27 protein-coding genes are annotated in these 25,609 nt (G+C 52.8%); 17 read left to right on the forward strand and 10 right to left on the reverse strand.

Features of this window, described 5'->3' with window-relative positions:
* The 16 genes from AC5DDB_RS18130 to AC5DDB_RS18205 all read left to right on the forward strand — a co-directional run.
* Positions 1-644 (forward strand): AAA family ATPase (locus tag AC5DDB_RS18130; RefSeq protein ID WP_491741164.1); only part of this gene is annotated, 644 nt, incomplete at its 5' end.
* Positions 645-726: 82 nt separating this feature from the next.
* The gene (locus AC5DDB_RS18135) at positions 727-1,671 is read left to right on the forward strand and encodes a hypothetical protein (protein WP_491741165.1); all 945 of its coding nucleotides are present in this window, start codon (positions 727-729) and stop codon (positions 1,669-1,671) included.
* 5 nt (positions 1,672-1,676) lie between these two features.
* On the forward strand, positions 1,677-1,919 hold the full coding sequence (locus AC5DDB_RS18140) for a hypothetical protein (RefSeq protein WP_491741376.1): 243 nt from the start codon (positions 1,677-1,679) through the stop codon (positions 1,917-1,919).
* A 41-nt stretch (positions 1,920-1,960) separates the two neighbouring features.
* Positions 1,961-2,335 carry a hypothetical protein gene (locus AC5DDB_RS18145; protein WP_491741166.1) on the forward strand — a complete coding sequence of 125 codons (375 nt, stop codon included), beginning with the start codon at positions 1,961-1,963 and terminating at the stop codon, positions 2,333-2,335.
* A 122-nt stretch (positions 2,336-2,457) separates the two neighbouring features.
* Positions 2,458-2,652, forward strand: coding sequence for a hypothetical protein (locus tag AC5DDB_RS18150; protein WP_491741167.1), 195 nt, complete (start codon positions 2,458-2,460; stop codon positions 2,650-2,652).
* Positions 2,653-2,728: 76 nt separating this feature from the next.
* Complete coding sequence (locus AC5DDB_RS18155; RefSeq protein WP_491741168.1) at positions 2,729-2,950, forward strand: MoaD/ThiS family protein; 222 nt, start codon at positions 2,729-2,731, stop codon at positions 2,948-2,950.
* A 101-nt stretch (positions 2,951-3,051) separates the two neighbouring features.
* The gene (locus AC5DDB_RS18160) at positions 3,052-4,017 is read left to right on the forward strand and encodes a hypothetical protein (RefSeq protein ID WP_491741169.1); all 966 of its coding nucleotides are present in this window, start codon (positions 3,052-3,054) and stop codon (positions 4,015-4,017) included.
* Between the two features lie 1,179 nt (positions 4,018-5,196).
* A complete protein-coding gene (locus AC5DDB_RS18165; RefSeq protein WP_491741170.1) occupies positions 5,197-6,621 on the forward strand; it encodes a TolC family protein in 1,425 nt (474 codons plus the stop codon).
* An 11-nt stretch (positions 6,622-6,632) separates the two neighbouring features.
* Positions 6,633-8,060, forward strand: coding sequence for an efflux RND transporter periplasmic adaptor subunit (locus AC5DDB_RS18170; RefSeq protein WP_491741171.1), 1,428 nt, complete (start codon positions 6,633-6,635; stop codon positions 8,058-8,060).
* Positions 8,061-8,174: 114 nt separating this feature from the next.
* Positions 8,175-11,600, forward strand: coding sequence for an efflux RND transporter permease subunit (locus AC5DDB_RS18175; RefSeq protein WP_491741172.1), 3,426 nt, complete (start codon positions 8,175-8,177; stop codon positions 11,598-11,600).
* A 46-nt stretch (positions 11,601-11,646) separates the two neighbouring features.
* Entirely contained in the window at positions 11,647-12,138 is a 492-nt protein-coding gene (locus AC5DDB_RS18180; protein ID WP_491741173.1) for an EexN family lipoprotein, read from the forward strand.
* 102 nt (positions 12,139-12,240) lie between these two features.
* Positions 12,241-12,582 carry a DUF3147 family protein gene (locus AC5DDB_RS18185; protein WP_491741174.1) on the forward strand — a complete coding sequence of 114 codons (342 nt, stop codon included), beginning with the start codon at positions 12,241-12,243 and terminating at the stop codon, positions 12,580-12,582.
* Between the two features lie 436 nt (positions 12,583-13,018).
* Positions 13,019-13,399 (forward strand): efflux RND transporter permease subunit, encoded by a 381-nt coding sequence (locus AC5DDB_RS18190; RefSeq protein WP_491741175.1) that lies wholly within the window; start codon positions 13,019-13,021, stop codon positions 13,397-13,399.
* Between the two features lie 15 nt (positions 13,400-13,414).
* The gene (locus AC5DDB_RS18195; RefSeq protein ID WP_491741176.1) at positions 13,415-13,570 is read left to right on the forward strand and encodes a hypothetical protein; all 156 of its coding nucleotides are present in this window, start codon (positions 13,415-13,417) and stop codon (positions 13,568-13,570) included.
* Between the two features lie 99 nt (positions 13,571-13,669).
* The gene (locus AC5DDB_RS18200; protein WP_491741177.1) at positions 13,670-13,990 is read left to right on the forward strand and encodes an IS630 transposase-related protein; all 321 of its coding nucleotides are present in this window, start codon (positions 13,670-13,672) and stop codon (positions 13,988-13,990) included.
* Between the two features lie 26 nt (positions 13,991-14,016).
* On the forward strand, positions 14,017-14,586 hold the full coding sequence (locus AC5DDB_RS18205; RefSeq protein WP_491741178.1) for a transposase: 570 nt from the start codon (positions 14,017-14,019) through the stop codon (positions 14,584-14,586).
* Between the two features lie 17 nt (positions 14,587-14,603).
* Here the strand turns inward: AC5DDB_RS18205 and AC5DDB_RS18210 are convergent, their stop codons facing one another.
* The 4 genes from AC5DDB_RS18210 to AC5DDB_RS18225 all read right to left on the reverse strand — a co-directional run bounded on the left by AC5DDB_RS18210 (position 14,604) and on the right by AC5DDB_RS18225 (position 20,008).
* On the reverse strand, positions 14,604-16,925 hold the full coding sequence (locus tag AC5DDB_RS18210) for a protein kinase domain-containing protein (protein WP_491741179.1): 2,322 nt from the start codon (positions 16,923-16,925) through the stop codon (positions 14,604-14,606).
* Positions 16,926-17,000: 75 nt separating this feature from the next.
* Positions 17,001-18,839, reverse strand: coding sequence for a TRAFs-binding domain-containing protein (locus tag AC5DDB_RS18215; protein ID WP_491741180.1), 1,839 nt, complete (start codon positions 18,837-18,839; stop codon positions 17,001-17,003).
* Between the two features lie 259 nt (positions 18,840-19,098).
* Positions 19,099-19,713, reverse strand: a complete 615-nt coding sequence (locus tag AC5DDB_RS18220; RefSeq protein ID WP_491741181.1) for a hypothetical protein — start codon at positions 19,711-19,713, stop codon at positions 19,099-19,101.
* A complete protein-coding gene (locus tag AC5DDB_RS18225) occupies positions 19,706-20,008 on the reverse strand; it encodes a hypothetical protein (RefSeq protein WP_491741182.1) in 303 nt (100 codons plus the stop codon). The genes AC5DDB_RS18220 and AC5DDB_RS18225 overlap by 8 nt, the downstream gene beginning before the upstream one ends.
* 194 nt (positions 20,009-20,202) lie before the next feature.
* On the opposite strand from AC5DDB_RS18225, the gene AC5DDB_RS18230 reads away from it, so the two are divergent.
* Complete coding sequence (locus AC5DDB_RS18230) at positions 20,203-20,829, forward strand: hypothetical protein (protein ID WP_491741183.1); 627 nt, start codon at positions 20,203-20,205, stop codon at positions 20,827-20,829.
* 242 nt (positions 20,830-21,071) lie between these two features.
* On the opposite strand, the gene AC5DDB_RS18235 is transcribed toward AC5DDB_RS18230, so the two are convergent.
* The 6 genes from AC5DDB_RS18235 to AC5DDB_RS18260 all read right to left on the reverse strand — a co-directional run bounded on the left by AC5DDB_RS18235 (position 21,072) and on the right by AC5DDB_RS18260 (position 25,520).
* On the reverse strand, positions 21,072-21,383 hold the full coding sequence (locus AC5DDB_RS18235) for a LamG-like jellyroll fold domain-containing protein (protein ID WP_491741184.1): 312 nt from the start codon (positions 21,381-21,383) through the stop codon (positions 21,072-21,074).
* 112 nt (positions 21,384-21,495) lie between these two features.
* On the reverse strand, positions 21,496-21,879 hold the full coding sequence (locus AC5DDB_RS18240; RefSeq protein ID WP_491741185.1) for a hypothetical protein: 384 nt from the start codon (positions 21,877-21,879) through the stop codon (positions 21,496-21,498).
* Positions 21,880-22,304: 425 nt separating this feature from the next.
* Positions 22,305-22,739: a hypothetical protein gene (locus AC5DDB_RS18245; RefSeq protein ID WP_491741186.1), complete on the reverse strand. Its 435-nt coding sequence runs from the start codon at positions 22,737-22,739 to the stop codon at positions 22,305-22,307.
* Between the two features lie 11 nt (positions 22,740-22,750).
* Positions 22,751-23,824 (reverse strand): hypothetical protein, encoded by a 1,074-nt coding sequence (locus AC5DDB_RS18250; protein ID WP_491741187.1) that lies wholly within the window; start codon positions 23,822-23,824, stop codon positions 22,751-22,753.
* On the reverse strand, positions 23,821-24,420 hold the full coding sequence (locus AC5DDB_RS18255) for a hypothetical protein (RefSeq protein ID WP_491741188.1): 600 nt from the start codon (positions 24,418-24,420) through the stop codon (positions 23,821-23,823). The genes AC5DDB_RS18250 and AC5DDB_RS18255 overlap by 4 nt, the downstream gene beginning before the upstream one ends.
* Positions 24,417-25,520 carry a TOTE conflict system archaeo-eukaryotic primase domain-containing protein gene (locus AC5DDB_RS18260; protein ID WP_491741189.1) on the reverse strand — a complete coding sequence of 368 codons (1,104 nt, stop codon included), beginning with the start codon at positions 25,518-25,520 and terminating at the stop codon, positions 24,417-24,419. Before AC5DDB_RS18260 ends, AC5DDB_RS18255 begins: the two co-directional genes overlap by 4 nt.
* Positions 25,521-25,609: the final 89 nt, after the last annotated feature.

Raw genomic sequence — 25,609 nt, forward strand, 5'->3', positions numbered from 1 at the left:
GGACTGTTGGAAAAGTACCACCGCAAGGTGGCAACTCGCTGGCAGTCTATCCTACAGAGCGGACTCGCCAGGCGCTACGGATCGTCGATGCAATGAGCCCCTGTGTCGCCATGATCGACGAAGTTGAGAAAGCGTTTGCCGGAATGAACGCGAATGGAGACTCGGGTGTGGCATCGCGGATGTTTGGTCAGTTCTTGTCGTGGCTCAATGATCATCAGTCTGATGTGTTCGTGGTTTGTACCGCCAACGATGTGTCCAAACTCCCTCCCGAATTTGGTCGGAGTGAACGCTTCGACGGCATCTTCTTCCTCGACCTTCCCAGCCGTGAGGAACGGGATGCCATTTGGAGAATCTATCTCGGTCTGTATGAGATCGACCAGGACCAACCGTTACCGAACGATACAAACTGGACTGGTGCAGAAATCAAAGCATGTTGCCGGCTGGCAGCGCTGCTTGATGTGCCACTGATGCAAGCGGCTCAAAATGTCGTACCAGTCGCAGTGACTGCTGGTGAATCTGTCGAGCGTTTGCGGAACTGGGCGAGTGGGCGTTGTTTGTCGGCAAATCAGCCTGGCCTGTATCAACACGCACAGGGAAATCCAAAGTCGCGGCGACGTGAGAATCGCGACCCATCACAAAACTAGTCGAGCAGTTTTTTTTTGTTACAAAAGCCGTTAGGACTCCCTCTGGGTCTCCAAGCGGCTTTTCTCATTGAAAGGCCCAATCATGACGGAATTACTGGATGAACCAGTGACTCAAGAAACAGAAAGCCCAAGCAAACGGCTACGAACAACGATGGCCGCAGCCCGGCTTGGATTTACCTGGTTAGGGGTCAGGAAGTCCTTGACATCGGCTCAGAAGAATCAAGCCGCCGACTCGTTCGGTGCTGAGGGCAAGTTCCTCTCGGCGGGAAAGAAGCTGCTCGACACGACCCATCCAGCCTACAAAGCTGTGACCGCGATTCGAGGACGTACGATCGCCTATTGGAAAGGCGTGAGTCTGCCGTTTCCGGAGCCGGGAATTCGGTTAATTCAACAGCATTCTATTCACGAGTTCGATGAACACATCGCGGGATTCCGTGACGAGCTCGATGACGCGGTATTGGAGCTGGATCGTCACTACGAAGAGTTGCGAATGGCCGCGCGGGAACGGCTCGGTGAATTGTTTGACTCCAGCGACTATCCCGCGTCGCTCGTCGGCATGTTTGCGATCGAGCACGATTATCCAAGTGTGGAACCTCCAAACTATTTGCGGGACCTCAGCCCGGAGTTATACGAAGGTGAATGTCGACGGGTGCGGGCTCGATTTGATGAAGCGGTGCAATTGGCCGAAGCGACGTTCACTGAGGAGCTTACCAGGCTCATCGAGCATCTTACCGAGCGTTTGCGAGGTGATACCGATGGCAAACCTAAGGTCTTTCGGGATACGGCGATCTCGAACCTGACTGAGTTTTTCGAGCGGTTTCGGATGTTGAATGTCCGTTCCAACGAGCAGCTTGACGAACTTGTCGCCAACGCGCAGCAGATCGTACAGGGCGTCCGGCCTCAACAACTTCGCGAGAACGCCAATCTGCGTCAACACGTCGCCACTGGACTTGGTCAAGTCCGAGAGGCTCTCGATGATTTGCTGATCGATCGACCTCGTCGCAACATTTTGCGGAAACCGAGGTGAGCGGTATGCAGATCATCGTCACGCCGCAAGGTGATATTCGTTGCCTATATGACGAAACGCTCGACATCCACCGACTTGGACAACCGAGAATCGCGCGTGGCTCCCAGGTCGAGCCAAACCCTGAAAGCGAATGGACCGCGGATTTGAGCTTGGTTAGCGGCCCGGTCCTGGGGCCGTTTCGATCGCGTTCCGAGGCATTACGGGCCGAACGCGAGTGGTTGGAGCAAAACTGGCTGATCCCGCATTGACTGAACTCAAGGTCCAAGAATTTTGACAAGGAGATGACCCGATGCTGTGGATTTTTCAAAAGATCAGCGAGCGACTCAAAACTCTATTAGCCGCTGATGCCCACTTCGAACTGGAAGCTGAGTTTCTTAGCCGCCATGCCGAACGGAAAGCAGAACTTTTGCAGAAGGCCAATGAATACGAACAGCAAGGTCTCGACGAGGTCGCAGCCGAACTTCGTCAACAGTCATTAGCGCTGATCGTTGGGCAGCGGCTGAATGGATCAGGTGATGTCACAGCTCTTGGTAGCGAAACGATTGAAACACAGACTGCACGAATCACGGACGAATCCAAGCTTTCTGCTGGCCGTTCGCATCCGAATGGGAAATCCAGTCCAAATTCGAAACATCAGTCGACCCGCAAACTGAAAAAACGGTGACAGTTTGATCTCCGTCCTTTGACCCCACCGAACTATTCGCCTCGTGGTGAGGCGATTGCGTTTTTCCACGCGATCGTCCATCAAGGGCGGTCGCAGGTTTCCTGACCATGAAGGAGCAAGCGATGACACAGAACGATTTGAACCGCGCCGTAGCCCAGTCCACTCGCGAATCGATCAACGAGATTTCGCGTCGTGGTTTTGTTCCCCTCGAAGACCTCGAACGTGATGACGAGTCCCTGATCGATTGGGACACCGTCGAAGCTGGTCGAAATGTCGAACTCAGTCCACGGCGAAAACGCCCTGCCTTTGCGAATTGAAACGACCGTTGAATTGCTAGACGCTCGTTAACGACCAAACTCAACGTTGAGACTATCAATCCACAAGGATACGACTATGAAAGTTTTTGTCATCGCGAATCACGGCGGCGGCTTTGCAGACACGCAAGAACTTATTGAAGGCACAACGATTCAATCGCTGTTCACGAAGACGATCCCACACGCTAAGGCGGATGACTATTTGATTCGCCTCAACCGCGGTCCGGTCTCCGCTGACCACGTTTTGCAAGACGGCGACCGTGTTTCCATCACGCCACGGAAAATTGAAGGTGCCAACTAACGAGCACTGAAACCTATTGAGATTTGCAGCCGGAGGGTTTGGCGAACTTGCCATCCCGCCGGCTGTTCTCGTTTGCAACCCAAAGTTCAATGGGGAAGCCTATGCAAATTCGATCCGACAACCGTTATCAAATCATTCGGATGGCAGTCCGTCTCCACGAACGTCTATCCGATGCGAACCAACTTCAGTCGCTGTCTTTGCCAACATCTCAATGGACCGAGTGCCAACGGCTCAGCGAGCTTTATCAAATCGCAATTAGAAAGGGATGGTCAACATCTGCTCGACGCCTCGGCTCGCGGCTCGAACAAGCCTTGCGGGCCTTGGAGACCTCACTGACTCAATTAACCGTGCAGTGGACACTCGCCAGGCCGTTCGTTTTCGTTTCGCTACGGGAACTGTATGCCGAACTCGCGAGCTTGTTCAACGAGTTTCCGCATGTGGAAATCAACCTTCAACAAAAGCGGATCGCCGTAACGACCGAGTCTGTGGTGCTCGAAGACATTCAACTCGGACCGTTCCGAATCGAACTCAATCTCATGGTAACTGAGAGTCTACCGACCTACACAGTGATTGCGATCGAACCAATCCACGCCTCGGACGATGAACACGTCACCCATCCGCATATTCGCGACGACTGTCTCTGCGAAGGTGAAGGATTGTTGCCGATTCGGAACGCGCTTCAGCAAGGCCGATACGGGGATTTCTTTCAGGTCGTCAATCAGTTGATACACACCTACAACCCCGGCAGCGCCTACATTGCGTTGGAGGATTGGTCGGGAGTGACTTGTGAGTCGTGCGGGGCATCCATTGATGCCGACGAACAAATTCGCTGTTCTCAAACTTCGGAAGTCGTCTGCCAAGAATGCGTCATGACTTGCCACGAGTGTCACAACACTTTTGCTCCTGAGGTTGTCGAATCGTGTGGCCAGTGCGATGAAGACTTTTGTTCTGAATGTCTTGATGAAGGATATTGCCGTGCCTGCCGAGAACAAAACCGAGTCTCTGAGTCCGAGCAGAAGACTTCGGACTCCAGCTCAAACACGCGACTTGTCCCAAGCGTTGGATGAGGGTCCAACCTGGACACATTCTCGGCGTTGGCACCCATCCACGACCAATGGCAATTCGCCAACTCTACGGTTTTCTCCGTATGCATGGAGCAAGCTGCTCTATCTTCGCGATGTGGGAGACACTGCAGTCGGCGGCTTTGGGATCAGTGCCAAGCGACAATTTTTTACCTATCAGCGAACCATCGCGTTGGTACCATCATCGCTTGCGAACGATCAACAGTCAGCTCTGCTGCATCTTCGAGAGATTTCTTGAATTTACCTTGGTTTCATTCGACTTTTATGGGGCTTTGATGCTAAAAATACCGATCAATAAGTTTGTATGAGGAGCCAATGTCCCGCTGATTTGAAGGCTCTCATACAATTCTGGTCTTGAATCCAGAGAATTGCCCATTGACGAATCTCGGGATATAATTCGAGGCGTCAGCGGCATCGAAGGGGAAATAGTGGTGGAAATCCGTGTTCTGCGAATCGGTTTGACATCGCTGCTTTTGGCGGCGGTGGTTTTGGGGAGTGTCATTCCCCCAGCCGTTCAGCATGCGCACGCGGGTCATGATCAAAATCCCACCTCAGGCGTGGCATCTCAAAATGTCCCTCACCCCCATACTCACCAACATCCGCACCATCATTCGACGGCTGCTGATGAACTCCCAAATCGTCACATACACGTGAGCCTGTTTGGATGGGATGTGACTTGGCCTTCAGGTGACATGCCGCATGAGTCGCTTCCCGGATCAAAAAGCTTGTGCGGTCCGGGTGAGTACTTGGTTCGTCTTGTGGATGGCGATTCGATTTTGATGGCCGTTCACGCGGTCGAGTGGCTCAAGTTCGATTGGCCTTGTTTCACGTGCTGCGTAAACACGGCACGACACACAGCCGCGACTTCATTCGACGCAAATTCCCCCGATTCACCGCTGTTGTGCGATCGCGCGCGTGGTGAACGGTCGGGTGTGCAGTTGATCTAAATCTTTCTTTGCCAATCGCTTTTGGCATCCCAGCGTCTTGCTTCGTCGCTGTTTTTTTCCATGTCGTTTTCGGCGTTGACTTACGCTGCGCCGGTCGCATGGAAACTCGACTTTTGTCGTGATGTATCCCGCCTTCGTCATGGTGTGACTGGTGGCGGCATCCGAATACGTCGCTTTCCCATACTCAATTCTTCGCAAGGATGCGGGGGAGGTACGAATGTGCAAATTCATTTCGGTATTGCTTGCGCTCACCGTTTCGGTGTCCGTCGGATGTTCTTCGCCACCTGTTTTGAATGGCAAGGTGACGGGGCCAGTTGAGACGTTGACCCGGTATCAGCCGGTTGCTTATTCGGAAGGCAAGACCGACAAGTCTGATGAGCCAGACGAGCCGGAATCCGCACTAGCTGTTCCTGAAGAATTGGCCCCTGGGCCTTCCGAATCGATCGTGGTCTCTGAAGTGACGAGTTTGCCGGAATTGGTGAACTTGACCGTGGAGAACCATCCGCGACTTGCGGAAGTCAGTTGGGCGGTCAACGCTGCACGAGGCCAGGCTGTCCAAGCCGGGCTCTATCCGAATCCATCTGTCGACCTCACCGGCAATGAACTGGGTGATCGCACCGGGCCGGGAGGAATTTGGAGCCTGTTTGCCAGTCAGGAAATTGTGACCGCGAACAAACTCGAATTGAGCGAAGCGGCCAAACTCAAGGAAGTCGATCAAGCATCATTGACGGTCGTCAGCGAACGATACCGCCTGCTGACCGATGTCCGTCAAGCATTCTTCGAAGCGTTGACGCTCCAGCGTCGGGCCGAAATCCTCACGAACCTTGTCCAGCTGGCTGAAGAGTCGGTTTCTAATGCCAACGAGCTGATGAAGGCAAAAGAAGCCGCCGAACTCGATGTCGTGCAATTGGAAGTGGACCTCGAACGCTACCGAACAGACTTGCAAGCGACTCGACAAGCCTTGCCCGGGGTATACCAAAAACTCGCGGCGAGCGTTGGCCGACATGACCTACCCATCTCCAAACTCGTCGGGGACTTGGAAACCCAACTGCCGGATTACGATCTCAACGAAGTTCGGTGGTACGTCCTGGGAATTCATCCTGAAATCCGGTCGGCACAAATTGGGGTCGAACAAGCACGTTTGGAGTTGTGCCGAGCGGAAGTCGAACCCATTCCGAACGTCACCGTGGGGGCGGGTTACACCCACCAGAGTCAAAACCGTTCGGAGGACTGGGATATCGGTGTGAGCTTACCGATTCCGGTCTGGAACAAGAACCAAGGCAACATCCTCACTGCACAATCTCGGGTGCATCGAGCCGCGAATCAGGTCGGCGTGATTGAAAACGAAATTGCCACTCGGTTGTCAGCGGCGTTCGCCACGTATTCCGCAGCCCGAGAGCGTTCAGAGCGATACAAAACGGCCATCCTCCCGAAAGCCGAACGTACCTACGAATTGTCGCGTAAGGCGTACCAAGGCGGACAGTTTGAATACCTTCGTGTTCTCCAGGCACAGCGGGCCGTGGCAGAAACCAATCTCGAATACATTCGCTCGTTGGGCGAAATGTGGCAAGCCGCGAGTCAAATTGCCGGGCTGATGCTCGAAGACCAGTGGCCGCTCACCCCAGTAGAGCCAGCACAATAAAGGTGTCCCGCATGAAAACCATTTTACGAATTCTCAAGCCCGTACTCGTTCTGGCGTTGTTCGCTGCCGTGGGTGTTGCGGGGTATGTGACTCGGGATCGCTGGTTGCCATTGCTGCAACAGAAACAGTCTGAGGTTAACGAGACCACGCCGTCGACAGCGGCAGACGAGTCCGAGACTCAAACAAAAATCGTGCTGTCGGATCAAGCGATCGACAATCTCGGCCTCACTGCCAAGTCGGTCAAACCGCAGACCTATTGGAAATCGATTCAAGTTCCCGGGATGGTGATCGATCGGCCTGGTCGAAGTGACCTGGGAGTTGTGTCTCCCGTGGATGGTGTGGTCTCGCAAATCAACAACTTCCCAGGCGATACCGTCCAGGCTGGTGAGGTGCTGTATACGATTCGGTTGTTGAGTGAGACGCTGCACCGAACTCAATCCGATCTGTTCAAAGCCACGCAAGATATCGAACTGGCGGAAGCGACTCGAAAACGGCTGAAAAGCGCGTCCAACGCCTTGCCGGAGTCTCGGATCATCGAGGTCGACAACCAAATCACTCGGCTGCAAGTCTCCGTACGTGCCTATCGGCAAGAACTCGCTACCCGTGGTTTGACGCCGGACCAAATCGATCAGGTCGCTCAGGGGGAATTCGTCCGAGAAATCGACGTGGTCGTGCCTTCGCAACCATCGGAGTCGAAACCACCGAAACCACAGCCCATCATCCAGACAACTGCAGACGAAACTGCACTGCGTCCGGTCGCCACCTTCGAGGTCGAAGAGTGTGAAGTCGAACTTGGACATCGGGTCGAAGCCGGACAAGTCTTGTGTCTGCTTGCCAACCATCAGCTTCTCAGTGTGGAAGGCCGAGCATTTCGTGATGAAACTCAGTTGCTCGAACGAAGTGCCAAAGCAGGTTGGCCAGTCGACATCGATTTTCAGGAAAATGAGGCAGCGGATTGGCCGCCGATCGAACAGACATTTCCGATTCGCTACATCGCTAACAATATCGATCCCGTCAATCGCACCTTTGGCTTTCGGATGCCGCTCGAGAATGAGTCGCGCGTGGTTCAACACGAAGACGGCGTGCAATTGCTGTGGCGGTTCCGACCAGGGCAAAAAGTACGAATCTTAGTGCGGGTGGAACGACTTGATGATGTGTTTGTTCTCCCGTCCGATGCTGTCACCCGCGACCTTGCCGAAGCCTTTGTCTTCACGCAAAACGTCAACACATTTGAGCGGAAGCCTGTGCGAATTCTCGCGGAAGATCGTCAGCACACCGTCATTGCCAACGATGGTTCGGTGATCCCCGGAACGTATGTCGTACAGAACGGGGCCGCTCAGTTGAACCGCATGACGAAGTCGCAAACTGGCAACGATTTGCCCGAAGGCTACCACATTCACGCAGATGGCAGCCTGCACAAAAACGAGAGCGAAGACTAGTGCCTTATCAAGGCTTTGATTTGGAATACGTATCAACAAAACCGGCTCCGATGTCGCTCATCACCTACGCATCAGTGCCAATTCGTTGAGTCGACGCACGACAAAGAGAATCCCATGTTGAATGCCATTATTCGCCTCGCATTGACTCACCGGACATTGGTGCTGGCTGGTTGCGTTGTCGTACTAGTCTACGGCGGGTACCTGTCGACAACGCTGCCGATCGATGTATTTCCGGACTTGGACCGTCCGCGAGTTGTGATCCTCACAGAATGTCCGGGGCTGTCGTCGGAAGAAGTCGAAACACTGGTGACCTACCCAATTGAAACGGCGGTCTTGGGCGCGAATGGCGTGGAGGATGTTCGTAGCCAATCCAGCCAGGGTATGAACGTCATTTACATTGAATTCGGCTGGGAAACCGATCCACGTTATGCCCGCCAGATCGTTTCTGAACGACTCGCAAATGTGCCGATGCCACCCGGGATTCGTCCCATCATGACACCACAGGCGTCGATCATGGGGCAGATTCTGCATCTTGGAATCCATCGGCGGACTGGTCCACAGGGCGGTCAATTGACCGCAATCGAGCAGACTGGCCTCGTTGCTGAACGGACGATGGCGGACCACAAATCCCAGCTCACCGTTTGGAATCCCACCCAACGCAATGATCTCGAAACCTGGGAACGAGTTTCGGTCGAGAATGTGAGTTGGGCCGAAGGACAACCGGATCGCCTCGTGACATTCGATTGGGATGGCCGTTCGCACTCGGTGGAGTTTCTCACCGATCTCGAAGACCGCATGGATTTGCGAACGACCGCGGATTGGTTGATTCGGCCCCGTCTGTTGAAATTGCCCGGCATTGCCGAAGTCATCGTGATGGGCGGTGACACGAAGCAATATCAGGTCCTCGTCGATCCGAATCGGCTGCAAGAGTACAACGTCACGTTGCAAGAAGTCGAAGATGCAATTCAAGCGAACAATTTGAACGCCAGTGGCGGGTTTCTAGTTGAAGGCCAAGGCGAGCGTTCGGTTCGGGTGATTGGTCGGTTGGGACCATTGCCGGAACAAGTCATCACCGATCTTCGCCAAACACCTGTCAAGATGAACGCCGATCGGGCCGTCTTGCTGCATCATGTGGCCCAAATCGTTGAAGGTCCGGCCCCGAAACGTGGCGATGCGAGTATCGATGGTCACCAGGGCGTTGTGATTACCATCGTCAAACAACCCCACGCGGATACACGAAAACTCACCGACGATGTCAAAACCGCCCTTCGCGATGCCGAAGCCGCGCTGCCTGCCGATGTCGTGATCAACACTGACTTATTCCAACTCAAGAACTTCATTGATCGCGGCATTTATTACGTCGAAGAAGCCCTCGTCATCGGGGCGGTTCTCGTGGTGATCGTGTTGTTCCTGTTTCTACTCAATCTTCGAACCACATTCATCACTTTGACCGCGATTCCATTGTCGCTAGTGATCACCACACTCGTCTTCCGACTCGTGGGCAAAATGACAGGAGCAGAACTATCGATCAACGTGATGACACTCGGCGGGATTGCGGTCGCCATTGGGGAACTGGTGGATGATGCCATCGTTGATGTCGAAAACATTTTCCGCCGGCTGGGTGAAAACAACTCAAGCCCGAACCCCAAGCCGTCAATCGTGGTGGTTTATCTGGCGAGTATGGAAATTCGCTCGGCCATCATTTTCGGGACCGCGGTCGTGGTCTTGGCCTTCATGCCGCTGTTTGCCTTGTCCGGTGTCGAAGGGCGACTGTTCGTGCCGTTAGGTGTGGCTTACATCGTTTCGATTCTCGCCTCGCTGCTGGTGTCGCTGACTGTGACACCCGTCTTATCGTATTACCTGTTGCCACAAACGCAGGCGTCGCATGAACACAAAGACGGACTGCTTTTGCGGTGCCTCAAATGGATGGCAGGTTTTCTAATCCGGTTCAGCATGCGGTATGCCGCCATGTTGCTGCTTTTGACCTGGGCCATCGTTGGCTTCAGTGTTTGGCAACTGACCCAATTGGGGGCCGACTTCCTGCCGAAGTTTGATGAAGGAAGTGTCCAAGTCAACGTGTCGCTCCCGGGCGGTTCCTCACTGCAAGCCTCCAACGAAGCATCCACGTTAATCGACGCCGAACTACGAAAGCTACAGAAATCGCCGGACAATCCCGATGGCCCCGTGTTGCACTTCTTCCGTCGAACCGGTCGGGCTGAGCTAGACGAACACGCCCAGCCGGTCAACGTCGGTGAATACATCCTCACGATGAACTCCGAAGCCGACTATGACCGGGATGAGTTCATCGATCAGTTACTTGACGATTTAAGGGCCAACGTGCCGGGCGTGGGTATCGAAGCGGAACAACCGTTGTCGCACTTGATCAGCCACATGCTTTCAGGGGTCAAAGCACAGATCGGGATCAAAATCTACGGGGACGACTTAGACAAATTGCGAGAGTTAGCCGGTGACGTGCGGAGTGCCATCCAAGATATCCCCGGGGTGACACCCCCGATTATCGATCCGCAAGAACGGGTGGATGAACTCCATGTCGTGCTACGTCCCGACGATCTTTCGTTCTACGGGTTGAGCCGGGAGTATGTGGCCGATTTTGTACAAACTGCCCTCAAAGGGGAAGCCGTCTCACAAGTCTTAGAGGGACAGCGGCGGTTCGATTTGGTGGTCAAACTTGATGAACCATACCACTCGGACCCTTATAACCTTCGCGAGCTAAGACTCGAATTGCCAGACGGACGCGGCCAGATACGTCTTCGAGAGGTCGCGGATTTCCCGCAGTCTGCGAGTGGTCCCAACGTCATCAATCGGGAAAACGTCAGGCGACGGCAAACAATCCGGTGTAACGTATCGGGACGTGACATGGAAAGCGCTGTCACCGAGATTGAAAACCGAGTGCGAAATCAAATCGCAATGCCGACCGGCTACTTTGTCGAGTTTGGTGGGCAGTTCGAGGCTCAACGCTCGGCGACTTTGCTAATCACTATTCTCGCCGGTGTTTCGGTTGCGGGCATCTTCATAGTCTTGATGATGCTCTATCCGTCCGCCCGGATCACGTTCCAGATTCTCAATGCCATTCCCACCGCATTCATTGGCGGCGTGTTGGCACTCGTAATCACTAAACAATCGCTGACGGTAGCTAGCATGGTCGGCTTCATCTCACTGAGTGGGATTGCAGTCCGCAATGGCATTCTGCTCGTGACGCACTACTTCCACCTGATGGAAGAAGAAGGCGAGGGTTTCACCGACAGCATGGTTTTGCGTGGCAGCTTGGAACGTCTGGCACCAGTGCTGATGACCGCTATTACTGCGGTGATGGGACTGCTGCCGATCGTTGTTGGCGGACAAAAACCTGGACTAGAGATTCTCTATCCGGTTGCCACGGTGATTGTGGGTGGATTAGTGACTTCGACGTTCTGTGAGTTCTTGATCCACCCCGGATTGTTTTGGAAGTTTTCAGGCAAGGATGCCGAGCGTTTGGTTCGCAGTGAGAGTTCCGATGAGGAACTGCTGCGGGCTGCGTAACACTGCAGGATGTACAACTTGTTTTTGTGAGAAAAGGATTGCAGAGATGGTACGCACGAAGATTTTGGGACTGAGCCTTTTGGCCAGTGTGTTTGCATTCGCGGGCTGTTCGGAGAAGACCGAGACGACGGACGCTAAACCCGAAGGTCATGCTGAGAGTCCGACGAAAAACACTTCAGGGCATTCGCATGGCACCGGTCCAAATGGAGGAGTGGTCTTCGACTTGGGCAAGTATCACGCGGAGTTCACCGTCGATCACCCAAATGAAACTGTCATGGTTTTAATCTTGGGAGATGATAAAAACACAACAACGCCAATTGATGCGGAAGAATTCACGCTGAGCATCAAAGAAACGAAAACCGCAGACGGGACAACCGTCGAGCCCATGACGATCACACTCAAACCAGAAGACGCAACCGACGGGAATGCGTCCAAATTCGTGGGTAGCGATCCCGGCATTGGCAACGTCGCTGACTTTGAAGGGACTGTCGTCGGTGAGATCGACGGCAAACCATCCCAAGGCGAATTCAAAGAGTAAACGTCTGCCATCGCCTTATCGATGTGATGAGCAGCCGCCTTCGTGGCAGACAACGGCGGCGGTTGCTTCTTTTGGCATGCTTTCCGCGTTTGGAGATCAAATATGCGGTGGACTGTCACCAAAACGGTCATTGCCGCTGTGACTATCACGGCGGTCTCGGAGATATCCAACCGCTACCCCCGACTGGGAGCACTTCTGCTCACGCTCCCAACAATCAGCATCCTGGCATTCATCTTCACCTGGACCGGTCAACGCGATTTGACCACGATCTCCCGATTGGCCCGGGAAACCCTCGTCCTGGTACCGCTCGGTCTGCCGTTCTTTCTCCCATTGGCCTACGCATCGCGTTTGGAACTGAGCTTTTGGCCCGCATTCATCACTGGTGTGCTGTTGGCATCCGTGACAATCGGCCTGTGGTTTTGGTTGGGGCCAGAGACGACATAGTGTTTTTTGACGTTCGCTCGAATGGCGTTCTACCAGTCGATGAATCTTTAATTACTTCCAAATGCAACCCTAACTTCAATCGTTCTGGGTGATCATAAACAACGCACCGCACAGATCGGTTTCAATGCTTGCGACGAAATCGCAAGCTCTTTCCTGCAAGCAATTCATAGAGCATCTCAATGCTATCGAATAAACAACGGCAAGGCATGAACCGGTGGTTCCTGCGACGACAGCGAAAACGTGACCTTGTGCAACTCTTGATCAGCAAGCTGACAGGTCGTGGAATCGGCTCACTACTTTCGAACATACACCCGCGCGACCTAAGTCTCGAAGGCTGTGCTGATAACATACAAAAAATCAGCCCATTCCAAGATGTGGAGTTGCTGAGTGATCGCTTAATGCTTCGGGAAGTCAGCATTGATGACATGAAAAATTGGTGTCACTCTTCCCGACAGTCGCCGTAGACAGCAAGGACGTTTTTTGGACGGACCAGTACACCTTGCTGAGAGAAGTTGTCACTATCCGCAATGCGACCGTCGAAGCAGGCATGAAGAGAATCCGCCCCTGCCTGATGACGACCTTCACAACGTTTATCGCATTGATGCCGGTCATTTACTCGACCGGGCGTGGTTCCGATGTCGCCAAGGCGATGGCGTGGCCGGTCATTGGCGGCATGGCTGTCGAACTGTTGACCCTGTTCGTCGTGCCGGTCCTGTTTGCCGATTTCAAAGAGTTCAAGATGAATCTCGGCATGGAAGACCGACATTGGGCCGGGATCGACGACACGAACACAACCGCAATGAACGAACATCGGTAGGGAATATAATTATTCATGGATCAGTTTATCTCGAATTGGGGAGACGCAGCTCTCACGTCGCTGGGCTTCTTTTGGATGGCGTTTTGGGCGTTTGCGCTCGGATATAGCCAAAGCCATGGATACGGCAAACTCGCCGCTCGAGAGTCGCAGTCGATTGCAGCCGGAACCTAGAGCAGTTCACGGTTTTCTGTATCGTTTTTCTATTCATGTTGTCATCCTGAGGGCGGTGCTGAACCTAAACGGGAGGGTGATGGGGTGAAGGCGTATTCGATGGACCTGCGGGTGCGCGTCTTGGCTGCTTGCGATGCTGGTCAGAGGACCGGCGAGGTGGCTGAGGCGTTTTCGGTGTCGTCAGCTTGGGTTCGGCGGCTAAAGCAGCGACGGCGGGAGTCTGGCGAAATCGCTCCCAGGCGGCAATCCGGTAGACCCCGCACTTTGGCTGGACGGGAGGACGAACTCCGGGAGTCGGTGCACCTGGAACCGGACCTCACACTGGAAGAACGCCGGATGAGGTTGAATGTCTCTGGCTCGATCATGGTGCTCTGGCGGGAACTGCATCGATTGGGGCTGGTTCACAAAAAAAGACGTTGATTGCCACCGTACGCGAGCGGCCAGACGTGCAGGATCGCCGGCGACGCTGGGCCTTGTCTCGTGGCGGATTCCGTGCCGAACGGCTGGTATTCGTCGACGAAACCTGGGCGAAGACGAATATGACTCCACTTCGCGGTTGGGGTACGATTAGCCAACGATTGACGGCGAGCGTGCCATACGGCCACTGGCAGACAACCACTTTTCTGTGCGGCCTGAGGGCCGACGGTCCGGTCACTCCTCTGGTCGTGGACGGAGCCATCAACGGAACGCTGTTTCTGGCTTGGACCCGACTACAACTCGCTCCGGTTCTTCGCCGCCGAGACATGGTGGTGCTGGACAATCTGAACGCTCACAAAGTTGCCAGGGTTCAAGAATCCATCGAGAGTGTCGGAGCGAAAATCCGCTCTCTGCTGCCGTACAGTCCTAACCCCGGTCCGATCGAACAGTTCTTCACCCAGCTCAAACACCTCGTTCGCAAAGCGGGTGAGCGAACTGTCGAAGCCCTATGGAATCGCCTCGGCGAACTCCTCGCACACTTCCCAAGCCCCGAATGCCGCAACTATCTTCGACGCTGCGGCTACAACCGCTACACATGATCGTGAGCGGCTCTAGATCAGGTTGAATTCGATCGGAAAATACTCGAAAGCCAACCTAAGAAGCTCCGCCTTCGACGCGTGTGAAGAAAGAACAGAATTGAGTCGCCAAAGTGCAAATGCTCCAACTCCGACGGCGGTGAGGGGACTGGCGGTCCCTCAATTGCGATTGGCTGGATAACCGAATCACCCTTCTCTGTCAAAGCGAAACGCCATTCCCGTTCAACCCACTTAGATCGCTGGGCAGCCGAAGACCAGAACAGGAAAAAGACATCACACTGCACAATGTGCTCTTGCAGTTTTCTCGCCCATAATTCTCCTGCAGACAGATGCAAGACATCCTGAAAGAAATCGATTCCGACCGCCTTCAACATCTGCACACGTCTGAGTACTTCTTTGCGATCCTCGGAGGCATAGGAAACATAAGCGTGTCGATAACGAAACGGCGATCCTATCGGTAAAGACTTTGCTTGGCTTGTTGAATGATCAACAGTTAGCTTGAATACGATCTTACCAATTGGGATTGAATCTTGTGAGATATGGGCATATCCCAGAACATTCTGCGGGGGTAAATCAGGCGGCGTTCTCACGCTGAACTGAGCTGCTACCGGTCGCCCACGCCAGACGATGTCGCAGCTAGCATCGTCAACGTCTAAATTGTCAATTTGCAATCGAATGCTAAGTCTCGATCCGCGAGCAATCTCTGTTCCCAGCGAAGTTGCACCTCGCTCTTCCGTGTCTTCGTCCCGATCTTTGGCAAGTTGTTTTATTTGAGTATGTTGACTTGGCAAATGTAAATAGACTTGCACCAAGAAACTGATGCCAACACCAACGCGTGAAGGTGCATACAACGTACAATCGACTTCGTCTCGCCGAGATTTCGGATCGTTGTCTACGCCCTTGATTACCGGCTTCGCATCTCCCGAACGGTTTTGCAGTTGTTGAAGCTCTCGTAGCGTTTCTATGGAAACGTTAGTTGTCCGTTTCGACTTCCTTGGAGTCTTCCAGGACTTCCGTCGTCGATTTTTTCCGAAACCCGGCCAACCCAAGTCCTTGGACGGTGATGTACCGGTTGGTAGTGAAAAAGAGTCGCTTTCGTCATCGGTGTCGTCGAAGGCAGCAGGACCTTGACGTGAACCATTCGGCTCAGGAAATTCTTCACGTCGTGGTAGCGATCCTGTACCTGGGAGTTCTTCGGTTTGTGTATCGTGCGAGGCGAATCCATCATCAACGGAATGCGAAACGCTGCCGGCTTCCCTCATGAGTTCATGGACATCGGAAAGCTGCGTGGAATTGGACTGTACGACGAAGCGGTCCAACGCCTTGATCAACGACCGCCACGTTTCAAACCGGTCGTCCGGGTTCTTGGCAACCATCTTCGCGAAGACTTCGTCCAACTCTTGCGGAACATCCGACCGAACACTTTGCAGCGAAGGAATCGGCTGCTGCACATGAGCCAACATCGCCGCCATGAAGTTGTCGGTCTCGTACAGCGGCTGACCGGTCAGCAGATAATGAAACGTACAGCCGAGGCTGTAAATGTCGGACCGGTGATCCGCCATTTTCGCGTTCGATGCCTGCTCGGGAGCCATATAATCCACGGTGCCCAACGTTGTGTTGACGGCGGTCAAACTCTGCTCCGGTCGTTCTTCGCCAACCAAGTCGCGTTTGGTGGCGACCCGAGCGAGACCGAGATCGAGAATCTTGACGGTTTGCATTCGGCGGATGAAGTCGCCTTCCTCGTCAGCCAATTCCAACATCAAATTAGAGGGTTTGATGTCCCGGTGAATCACACCTTTGCTATGGGCGTAGCCGAGTGCGACAGCCGCTTCGATGATCAATCGCAATGCCGCCTGGACGGACATTGGTCCGTTGTCGGCCACCAATGCCCCGAGGTCCCGGCCTTCGACAAGTTCCATGACCAAGAATGGCGAACCTTTGTGTTCGCCCGCATCGTAGGACATAACGATGTTCGGATGTCGCAATCGTCCCAACGCGACAATCTCACGGTTGAACCGTTCCAACCACTTGGTTCCGAAGTTGTCGAAGTTCAGCAGCATTTTGATCGCAACGGTCCGTTCGACCCGGCAATCGAACGCTTTGTAAACCAGCCCCATCTCGCCACCGCCGACTCGATCGCATACAAAATAGCGGTCATCCAATACAAGCGGTCCTTGTGCGTGGCCTAGTATTACGGAACGCTGATACTCGGTAAGCTGCTGTTGACTTACCAATTTGTCGACGAACCTTCTGATCGCACTTTCATCTTTGAGATCGACATCGATACCGGAGAGCACACCTAGTTGAACGAGCTGCTTTAAAAACGCTATCGCTTGATTCATGATTGGAGGATTTCTTAGGTGTGTGTGATTCGTGCTCTTGTGCCAGTTATCAACTCGTCTCTACGAGTTTTTTAGTCATCGCCCGACACAGTACAGAGGACAGCGATCATATCCTTTTGCAAGATCGGACGCACCGACATACTCACATCGGTAGCGCCCACTTCCTTCCAGTGACAGGATTGCGGCAATTTGCTCGCTAGCATAGACACACCCGGGCATTGTCACAGGCTCGATGCGAGCTGTCCGGTTGACATGACTGCCAAAGTAATTGTCGCGTTCAAGAATCGGATCGGCTTGTCGAAAGACTGGACCAACATGAATCGCGATTCGGACGCCAATGTCAGCAGGTAAACCAAATCGTGTAAAGTCGGTCTGGCCGATGCGATCTCGCAGCATCAATGCGAAGTCGGCACAAGCCGTCGCTTCTTCAAACACCAGAAACAAGCCATCTCCCCAGGTGTTCTTGAACACCGGTCGCATGGACTGCGCAGTAAGCGTATCTGCAACGACCTGTAGAAAATGGACGAAGAAGGCAGGAGTCTGCTCTTCCCGGAGTCTACTAGACCCTTTGATATCGGCAAACAGCATGGCTCGAACTTCCCGTTGGCCTCGATTGAGGCTTGAAGGCTGTTCTGATTTCGTCGCAACAACATGTTCATCGCGTAGTTGCTCAAGGTCGATTAGCTTGAGTCGCCGTCCGACTCGCTTCCAAGACTCGATAAATTCTAGTGTCCCCCCTGTCCGGGCAACAGCTTTGCTATCAGCCAGTGCAACTGCGATCGGCTCTAAACACAACTCCACACTTCGTGTGATCGCGAGTCCTTGCATAAAACGATTGGCGAACTGAAATAGGAAATCGTCGCCGAGATGATTTTCGCGAGTTGCATAATGCACCTCGGCTTTCGCAAGAACACGTTCACAACGACTTCGCCATGAAGACATTTCCTGCAATCCATAGTCAACACTCGTTGCGAAGAAGTCTGACTTCTCGAACGGCAAAACAACGTGTAGTTCCGCCTGTCGATCAAGCATTGCTTCTGCAAACAGCAGGTCGCCTCCACAGGCGCACGAGCTGAATCCGACAGCTGCATCAATTTCGTCGAGATGAGTTGAAATCTGTTCCGACACTGCTTGCTCAAGGCCCACATGAGGAGGAAACCGTGGTTCTCGGCCACTCAATTGGCGTGTCGGGTGATCGATCATGTGTCCGGAAAAGGCCACAACGGAACCGCCGTTCAACAGGGTTACTAAACTCGACGGGATTGCAATCGCTCTCGATAGCAGCCGGACCTGGTGCCGGATCGCTGCAATATCACCTGCGTTTCCAGCTGCTCTGCAGAGCGCCAAGGAATACGCCGACTCTGACGCCGCGATGTCCCCCAGTAGCAGATTCGCTTCGCCGAGTGTAGCCGGCGTCCAATAATCATCGGACGTTGGTTCGATTGCTGAAAGCGTTGTCGCAACTCGTTTCGCGAAGGTTCGACATCCCGCTTTATCGCCTGCCAAAAGGCACATCGAAGCCGTATTGATTCCGGGGTATGGTTTGCCAGTAAGCTTGAATGCCTGCAGGTAGTACTCGAAAGATCGGCGTGCAAACTCCGATTGTGCACTACCGCTTGCGGTCCGACAGCGATCCTTTTGGATTCGGCCCATGAGACTCAGCGCGTCGGCCCGCACGTGGACTGGCAACTTGCGTTCAAGTAGCTCGACCACGATCTTCTCGGCTCTGCCATAATTTCCCCCGCGAGCGAGCGCGAGTGCCGCAAGAAAGGTTATTTCTGGACAAGCGGTGGAAAGCACGCCACCTGCAAACTCGCGAGCCAACTCGAATGCACGCGTTGGTTGTCCCGTCTGAATCAAGCCTCGAATCGACTCAGTGTTGTTCGGAGACGATTTACGGTCCGGCGGAGTCATTAGGACGACCTAATTGCGTGAGAACGTTTCCAACGAGGCTCCTGAAATCGTAACACTGATCGGACAAAACTTCAAAACTGACACCGGGATTGCTGCATATCAACTCGACGTTGTCCGACAACCAGGAACATTGTTTCGCGACAGGCATCACATCGTCCAAATTCTTGTTGTTCTATGGCGGCCGACTGGCAAGTCCTAAATCACTCGATAACGTTGAGAAATTCAACCATTTCCTTCACGTATCGTAGCTCCCCCCTCGTCAATTTTTTGCGGCAGCTAGCAAGTCCTTGATCCGATTCTCTGGAACTCGCATTCGCTTCGGAGACTGTTTTGACGTCTCGCCAGAATCATCGTTCCTTCTCAACTTGGCCTGAACTTCACCACTGAGAATCACTTCAACCGGCCGAGTGTTCGGCAGCAACTTCTGGATGCGAGCTAATTGGACGATCGCCTGCTGAAGCCGATTGTCTGCGACTTGACAACGTTTGTGTAAATACTCACTCGTCTCCGTCGGCTTAAGGTTTTCAACTCTTGCAAGAATCAATTCGTAATAATTGATCTGAATACTCAAGGCGACGATGCGTTCAATTATCAGCGTTTCCAAGGGACTCGCCTCGGAACCAGCGAGTTCGGCCCGCAGGTCCGCGGCAAAGCGTGCGACCACTTCTTTGAGGTACACATCCTGTCCGGCGATTAGTTCCAGCCACTGGTTTTGAGCATGACAAGCGAGATTTCCCTGTGTCCGCCACAACTCAGGGTGTTTGTCGAGAATTTCTCTCAACTTCGGTATCGCCTCCTGACAGCCTTGGCGAACCAATTCTTTGAGCTCACCCCAAGTCGTTTCGTGTTGCTGGTGCTTGCTTTTCTCAGCCACGACGCTTCCTCCAGTGCCCTCGGTGTTGGTGAAATCCTGCTCCAATCAGTGTCCCAGCTGAGAGAACTCGAACAGCTTCGTCGAGTTTCTTCATCAGCCGAATTCCCTCTTCCATGTCTTCCTTGATTCGACGAAGTTCATTGCGATCTCGGTCGCGTATCTCGCGTGCGGTTCTGTCGGCCTGTGCTGCCAGCTCCGCCTCAAGGCCACTCCCAAAGTATTGTTTCACGACCTTGCCGTTGACCCGCCTTGCCCGATAGTAGACGCGTTTTCCGTTTCGATGTTCCCATGCCACAAGTCTCACCTCCGTGTGCAACAAAACGAAAGACCACCGCTTCCTTGGCCTGTCTCTTTTAAAAAACGGTTTTGAACTGTAATGTGTCGACCAATTGTATATTCGAGTTGGGATGTTCGCATCATCAATTTGCCGAATTGCTTTTGAATAACGTATCCCTCAAGCACCGCGACTGGACTGAGAAGGAGGATTGAATGAGCACAAGACGTGAAGACCAAGCGTCGAAAGATATCCAATCAGCGATCACCAAAGTTCGGGACTATTGGCTTGAAGGACATGAGAGCTTGCAACAACATGGTGAACGAGCTCCGTATGGCGAGTCTAGCGAATGGCTCCGGAAGGCTCGAAGGTTCGCTCATCGTTATACCGAGAAGCAGCTGAACGCACTCCTGGATAAGTGTGAAAGGCATGAATTTACTCTCGGGACGTCATTCATTGACCGATTGGTGACGGTTCCCGACCGCCGAGAACGGTCTGCTTTGGAAACAAAGGTGGTCAAAGAACGGTGGTCACGAGCTCGTTTAGATCGCGAAATTCGCTCCCGCTATGGAAGCCGGCGGAATCTCGGAAGGCGTCCGAGCCAACCCACTTCGACAAGCGAAGCGTTGTCAGCATTGTCGCGGCTCGCCACAAAACTCACTCGCTGGGGAGCGATGATGGGTTGGAATCCAGATACCGATCGAGTCCGTAGCGACGTGGAAGGTAATGTGTCACTGACTGATTTACCGAAGGACGTAAGTAGTCTCGCGAAAGAGGTCTTTCATACTGTTTACAAGCTTCAAATTGCTACCGATAACGCACTGTACCGTGACCGAGCCTGATTATTTTCTCACAGACACCCATTGTAAACGACTCTAGGGACAAACCTACGTCGCTTTGATGCGCCGGGCATTGCGCGCTCTGCCAAGACTTAAAACGGCTACTTGCCGAGAGGCTTGTAGCTTCGGAAGTAGCACTTCGGGTTTCGACGGAGTGAACCGTTCTCTAAGGCTGAACGATGACCCGAATCCATCGGTCTAAAGACTACCATCCACTAATTGCCAGACGTTAGTCGCTGAATCTCTCAAGACGGTAATGCGCGGTCGTAAATCCGTACGTCCTTCATCCGTCCGTTGAAGTAATCGTGCTGAACAAAGCCAATCTTCAGCGGCATGTCCGGTGTTAGGTTGTAAGCTGCCGGTTCAAAGTTTTTACTTTCGGCGACTTCGACTCTGTCAACCAACAGTTGGATTTGGCTGCCTGTTCGGATTGCTGCTAGGTGTCGCCAGCCCGCTTTGAGTTGTTTGTCGTAGCCTATCGCTTTCCCGGCCTCTAACAAATACATATGTCCTGAGGGAAGTACGCCGCAATAGAGTCGGCCGTCGTACACCGCCATCGACCATGCGCGGCGGTAGCGGAGGTCTGGTGTTTGGATCAGTCGGCCAGTGTCGGTTCAGTTTCCTATTCCGTCGCAACGATAAAGACTATGATTGGTGGCACATAAACGGCTATCTAGGGACTGGCATAAGCGCTAGGAAGATCGCGTCGCCGCCGATAACTACGACAGGAAAACTGTTGCCGGGTGCTATCGCTGACCAACGACTCATAAGATTGCTGATTTCACGGTTTTCTTCGGGCAACAAGCTTACAGTGACTTCGCCCTCTAGGTGCCACACGGCAATTGGAACGCCATCGTATTCTTCGCCTAGCTTGACTATAAGATCGCTTTCTCTTTGATGTTTAGCGGTCGCAATAATTGACTCGGCCGTTTGATCGTTGAGATCAAGGACAAGCACCGCTGGATTTTGTAGGCGTTCTAGAAGGGCCTTGTGATAGGCCTCATCAATCAGGCCTCTCGCGGCCAAAAGCAATGTCTCTTGGTGAATTTTCACTTTCTCTGAAATTATTCCTATTTTCTATGGCCTTCCATCCGAGGTTTTTGTCGGAAGAAGCTCGTCGGGTTTTTCGGGAGTTCTTCGCGTTTTTTTTAGGAACTTTATTGTTTGCAGCTCGCGATACGGACTTCAAACTATGTAACGCTTTGACACTTTCTTACATAGGATGAGGCAAATTTCGATCTCCCCCCCAACGTAGGAACCGCTAGGGGAATGCGGGCGGTTGTTGTATTTTGTGTAGGTCATGTAGGCAAATTCCTAATCTTCAGAGTCAACTAGCACATAGTATCTAGTCTTTTTACTCAGTTGACTTTTTTGGAAATCACCTACACCACCTACATCAGTCCTCCTAACCCTCATGCAAGATTAGACTTGGGGACATCCCGCCTACATTTCACGTACATCGAACCTACAGCCCGCCTTCATGGGATACCGTGAAAGTCGTTTTCTAACAATTGGTCATAGTCCTCTGTCTTCTTGACCTTGCAGTTACCTCCTTTCCAAATCCAACCCGCTCCACGGGATTTGCGTTTCTGGGATTTTAATTCGGAAAGGTTCAAGGCTCGTAAGTACCCAGACACTCTTGCAGGAGTAATCCTCTCCCCTGTTGCTTCATACACCCACTCAGATAGATATTTGGCACGGATGAAAACCTGACAGTTATCGGGGTCCCTCCCCACTCTGCGGAATTGTCGTCGAATTTCTTCGACGACGAGGTCCGATTCATCCTGATCGTCATCAACATCATTTTGCCTCTGGCGGATCAATCTCTGGCACTTATCCGGACGCGCGACCTTGTTCAGAATGGCATCTCCCCAGGCTGCCCAGCGACTATGCTTCTTGATTTGAATCGACATGTAAGAATTCCTTAGCTTTCGATTTGAGAACGGATTTCACTGAGGATTTGCCACCGGTATTCCTGGATGAAATTCCGCACGTCTGCTTCCCAATTGGGATCAAATTCCGGCCTCCCGAGCTTGATATTGATACATCGATCGGCCATGTCCTTCGAAAGGGTCGCCCCGTTAACGGTGAGAAACCAAACGAGACTGTTCGGCCGGTGTCCCTCACCGACGTACATTTGATGGCCGCTGATTGTGGGCGACGTAATCAGCCCCTCCAAATCGGCCCAGCTGAACTTCAAGGTTTTTAGATTGTCGAGCAATGCGACGCGAATCCCTTTTGACTTGGGTGACAAAAGACGCTTCTTGATCGCAGCGATGTCCTCTCTCTGAGAAAAGGTCATCATGCCTCCTACAAGTTCACTCAATACAAAAACGAACGTCGATTTCCCGATACCTCGTCCTTTCTTGTTCGGTTCGGGATCATTGTCCGGACCGGTAATGAGAAACGCAGGGCGAGTACCAGGAGGCCCTCCCCAAAGCAGTGTCAAGATGCATGCATGGATTAGGTCCCGGTCTAGAGACGTTGCAGGTTTGAAGAAGTTGATCAGTTCCTCAAGATACCCCGCCGTCGACTCGGGGATTTCCGAGTGCATATAGTAGGTCTTCTCGTGAGGTGGAAAGTGCGGTGAAGTTTCAATCGACTCAAAGCGCTCGGCGTTCATCTGTAAGTAGGCAAACAGACGTTCCTGAGTCACACAGTCGATCCCTCGGGACCATTCGACATGAGCGACACTATCTAAAAACGCAAATAACCTTGTCGCCGAATCCAGTTCGACGGGCCGATTATCTTCTCCTTCAATAAAAAGCATTCGCCCGATCCGTTTCGGCCATCCATGAGTTATCTCGCCGAGGTCTTCGACGATGTGTTCGATAACCATGCCGCGGGAAGTCGTTTTCCCTCCGCTAGTTACGGTTTCGAAATTTCTAAAAACCGGTTTTTGGTTTTGTGTGTCATGATTGATTTCTGGTTCGACAATTGATTGGTTGTGTAGCAGAAACTCAAGCAGGTCCTCTCCGTTCGCATTGTCATCGCTCATGACTGGACGCTCCTTTCAAGAAACGCCCGGATGTCTTTGATCTCACGCGGTGGCAATGACCACCCGATATTGCGTCCTAAACGATTTGCGAGCTTCTTTGCCGTTTGCCTCGCACCGTCTCGTCCAGGCCATTTCCCATCGGGCTTTCGATCGATTTCACCGATGATGATGATCTCTCGGGTCGTTTTCCCTAGCATCTTCTCCAGAAGGTCGAATCCACCATTTGACGACGGCCGACCAATGGAACACAAACCGTAGGCTAATAACGCCGCTGTGTCGGATACTCCTTCGGGGACCAAAATTGGTCCAGGAAGTTCTTTCCAGTCACTCGAAAAACAGAGTCCTCGCTGACTTCCCTTTAACATCCGCTTTCTCCCCGTTTCCGGATTGCGGATTAGGATGCCAACGACACGCCCATCCGCATCTCGCTCTGGGAATGTAAACATCTTTGTGGCTCGACTCCATCCGACACCGAGGGCCTTGAGAATGGATTTGGAGACCAACCATTGCGAGGACAGCGACTGCAATTCTTGATCACTGATCGCGGATTCAAACTCCGCCTGCCTTTCCTGCCAACATACTTGCGTTTTCTTCATTCTGATGCCTCCCGTCCCATCGATCGGAATTGGCGAGGTGGGCGAACGCGACGGACACGTCGTAGCGCACTTTGCTGCGAGAAAAAGCTTGCGATTGGAAGGTTTAAGGAGTCAGCGATGTCTTCAAATTCGCAACCGGCGTGGCAATGAATCAGTACCCGTCCGTCCTGCCCTTCACCAATCGAGAGGCTATTGTGGCGGTCATTGTGGGCCGGACAGCGAGCGGACCATTGATCACCACAAGGCACGACATTGTCGAGTTGCACGAGCACAAGGTCGAGAGGAGATATAGGCCGACTGGGCGGGATGTTATCTAACACCTGTTTTGGTTGTCGTTCCGCTTTCGTTGGTGGAACCCATGAAAGAGCCTCGCTTGGTATACAGGCTTCGGACTGACCATTGACCGCCAAGATCGTATCAATTGCAGCCCTCCCGGCGAGCCAACGTTTTCCGTTAAACACCTGAGAAAAATGCCGAAGAGTATGGTGTAGGCCTGGAAGCCGCAGCCAGTTTCCTAGACGACATTTAGCAGTCAACTTCGATTGCTTTGGAAAAGCTTCAGGTTTTTCTTGTAAGCCGAGTTCGTTCCAATCCTTGATAAGCCATTGAGCAAATTGATAAGCCCTCAGAGAAGGAACTGGCCGATCAAAAACGACCCAGAGATGATAACCGCCACGTCCATTGCTAGAAATCAGCAACGGCTTGAACCCCATTTTACGCAGCCGACGATACAATTCGATGGCTGCCTTGCGATTCGCAAGGTGGCGATCTCGACATTTCTCGCCATGTTGATCAATATCGATCGCGATCCAGCGGCACGTATGTTCGGGGCTAATTGCGTGAATGCCGACGAGAGCCCCTTGTGACTCACCGTAGAAATGTTTGATCAAGGTTGCTTTTGAGAGATTGCCTCGCTTCGTCACAGCTTTTCGCTTCGCCGAACGGCAATTCTTCGAGAGATATTGGCCAAAGGCATTGTTCCGGTTGATTAAATTGTTCAACACCCAGAGCGTCAGCTCATGCGCGAAGGATGCCCATTCTTCGCCGACGCAGTCGAGCTTGCTGTTGATTTTTACAGCATTTCGCTGTATGTTTTTCATAAGTCGCTTTCGTTTTTGAAGGACGGATCGACACTCATGTCTTGAGCTTGCTGGCTGCATGTGTGGCGATCGCTAAGTTACTTGTGAGG

The organism is Thalassoroseus sp. (genome assembly GCF_984380535.1).

Coding starts and splice junctions, on each gene's coding strand:
- AC5DDB_RS18185 (WP_491741174.1), top strand. CDS start 12,241: ATGCGGTGGACTGTCACCAAAACGGTCATTGCCGCTGTGACTATCACG.
- AC5DDB_RS18180 (WP_491741173.1), top strand. CDS start 11,647: ATGGTACGCACGAAGATTTTGGGACTGAGCCTTTTGGCCAGTGTGTTT.
- AC5DDB_RS18195 (WP_491741176.1), top strand. CDS start 13,415: ATGGATCAGTTTATCTCGAATTGGGGAGACGCAGCTCTCACGTCGCTG.
- AC5DDB_RS18230 (WP_491741183.1), top strand. CDS start 20,203: ATGAGCACAAGACGTGAAGACCAAGCGTCGAAAGATATCCAATCAGCG.
- AC5DDB_RS18250 (WP_491741187.1), bottom strand. CDS start 23,824: ATGAGCGATGACAATGCGAACGGAGAGGACCTGCTTGAGTTTCTGCTA.
- AC5DDB_RS18245 (WP_491741186.1), bottom strand. CDS start 22,739: ATGTCGATTCAAATCAAGAAGCATAGTCGCTGGGCAGCCTGGGGAGAT.
- AC5DDB_RS18210 (WP_491741179.1), bottom strand. CDS start 16,925: ATGAATCAAGCGATAGCGTTTTTAAAGCAGCTCGTTCAACTAGGTGTG.
- AC5DDB_RS18145 (WP_491741166.1), top strand. CDS start 1,961: ATGCTGTGGATTTTTCAAAAGATCAGCGAGCGACTCAAAACTCTATTA.
- AC5DDB_RS18165 (WP_491741170.1), top strand. CDS start 5,197: ATGTGCAAATTCATTTCGGTATTGCTTGCGCTCACCGTTTCGGTGTCC.
- AC5DDB_RS18140 (WP_491741376.1), top strand. CDS start 1,677: ATGCAGATCATCGTCACGCCGCAAGGTGATATTCGTTGCCTATATGAC.
- AC5DDB_RS18260 (WP_491741189.1), bottom strand. CDS start 25,520: ATGAAAAACATACAGCGAAATGCTGTAAAAATCAACAGCAAGCTCGAC.
- AC5DDB_RS18235 (WP_491741184.1), bottom strand. CDS start 21,383: ATGGCGGTGTACGACGGCCGACTCTATTGCGGCGTACTTCCCTCAGGA.
- AC5DDB_RS18170 (WP_491741171.1), top strand. CDS start 6,633: ATGAAAACCATTTTACGAATTCTCAAGCCCGTACTCGTTCTGGCGTTG.
- AC5DDB_RS18200 (WP_491741177.1), top strand. CDS start 13,670: ATGGACCTGCGGGTGCGCGTCTTGGCTGCTTGCGATGCTGGTCAGAGG.
- AC5DDB_RS18160 (WP_491741169.1), top strand. CDS start 3,052: ATGCAAATTCGATCCGACAACCGTTATCAAATCATTCGGATGGCAGTC.
- AC5DDB_RS18255 (WP_491741188.1), bottom strand. CDS start 24,420: ATGAAGAAAACGCAAGTATGTTGGCAGGAAAGGCAGGCGGAGTTTGAA.
- AC5DDB_RS18215 (WP_491741180.1), bottom strand. CDS start 18,839: ATGACTCCGCCGGACCGTAAATCGTCTCCGAACAACACTGAGTCGATT.
- AC5DDB_RS18135 (WP_491741165.1), top strand. CDS start 727: ATGACGGAATTACTGGATGAACCAGTGACTCAAGAAACAGAAAGCCCA.
- AC5DDB_RS18175 (WP_491741172.1), top strand. CDS start 8,175: ATGTTGAATGCCATTATTCGCCTCGCATTGACTCACCGGACATTGGTG.
- AC5DDB_RS18150 (WP_491741167.1), top strand. CDS start 2,458: ATGACACAGAACGATTTGAACCGCGCCGTAGCCCAGTCCACTCGCGAA.
- AC5DDB_RS18155 (WP_491741168.1), top strand. CDS start 2,729: ATGAAAGTTTTTGTCATCGCGAATCACGGCGGCGGCTTTGCAGACACG.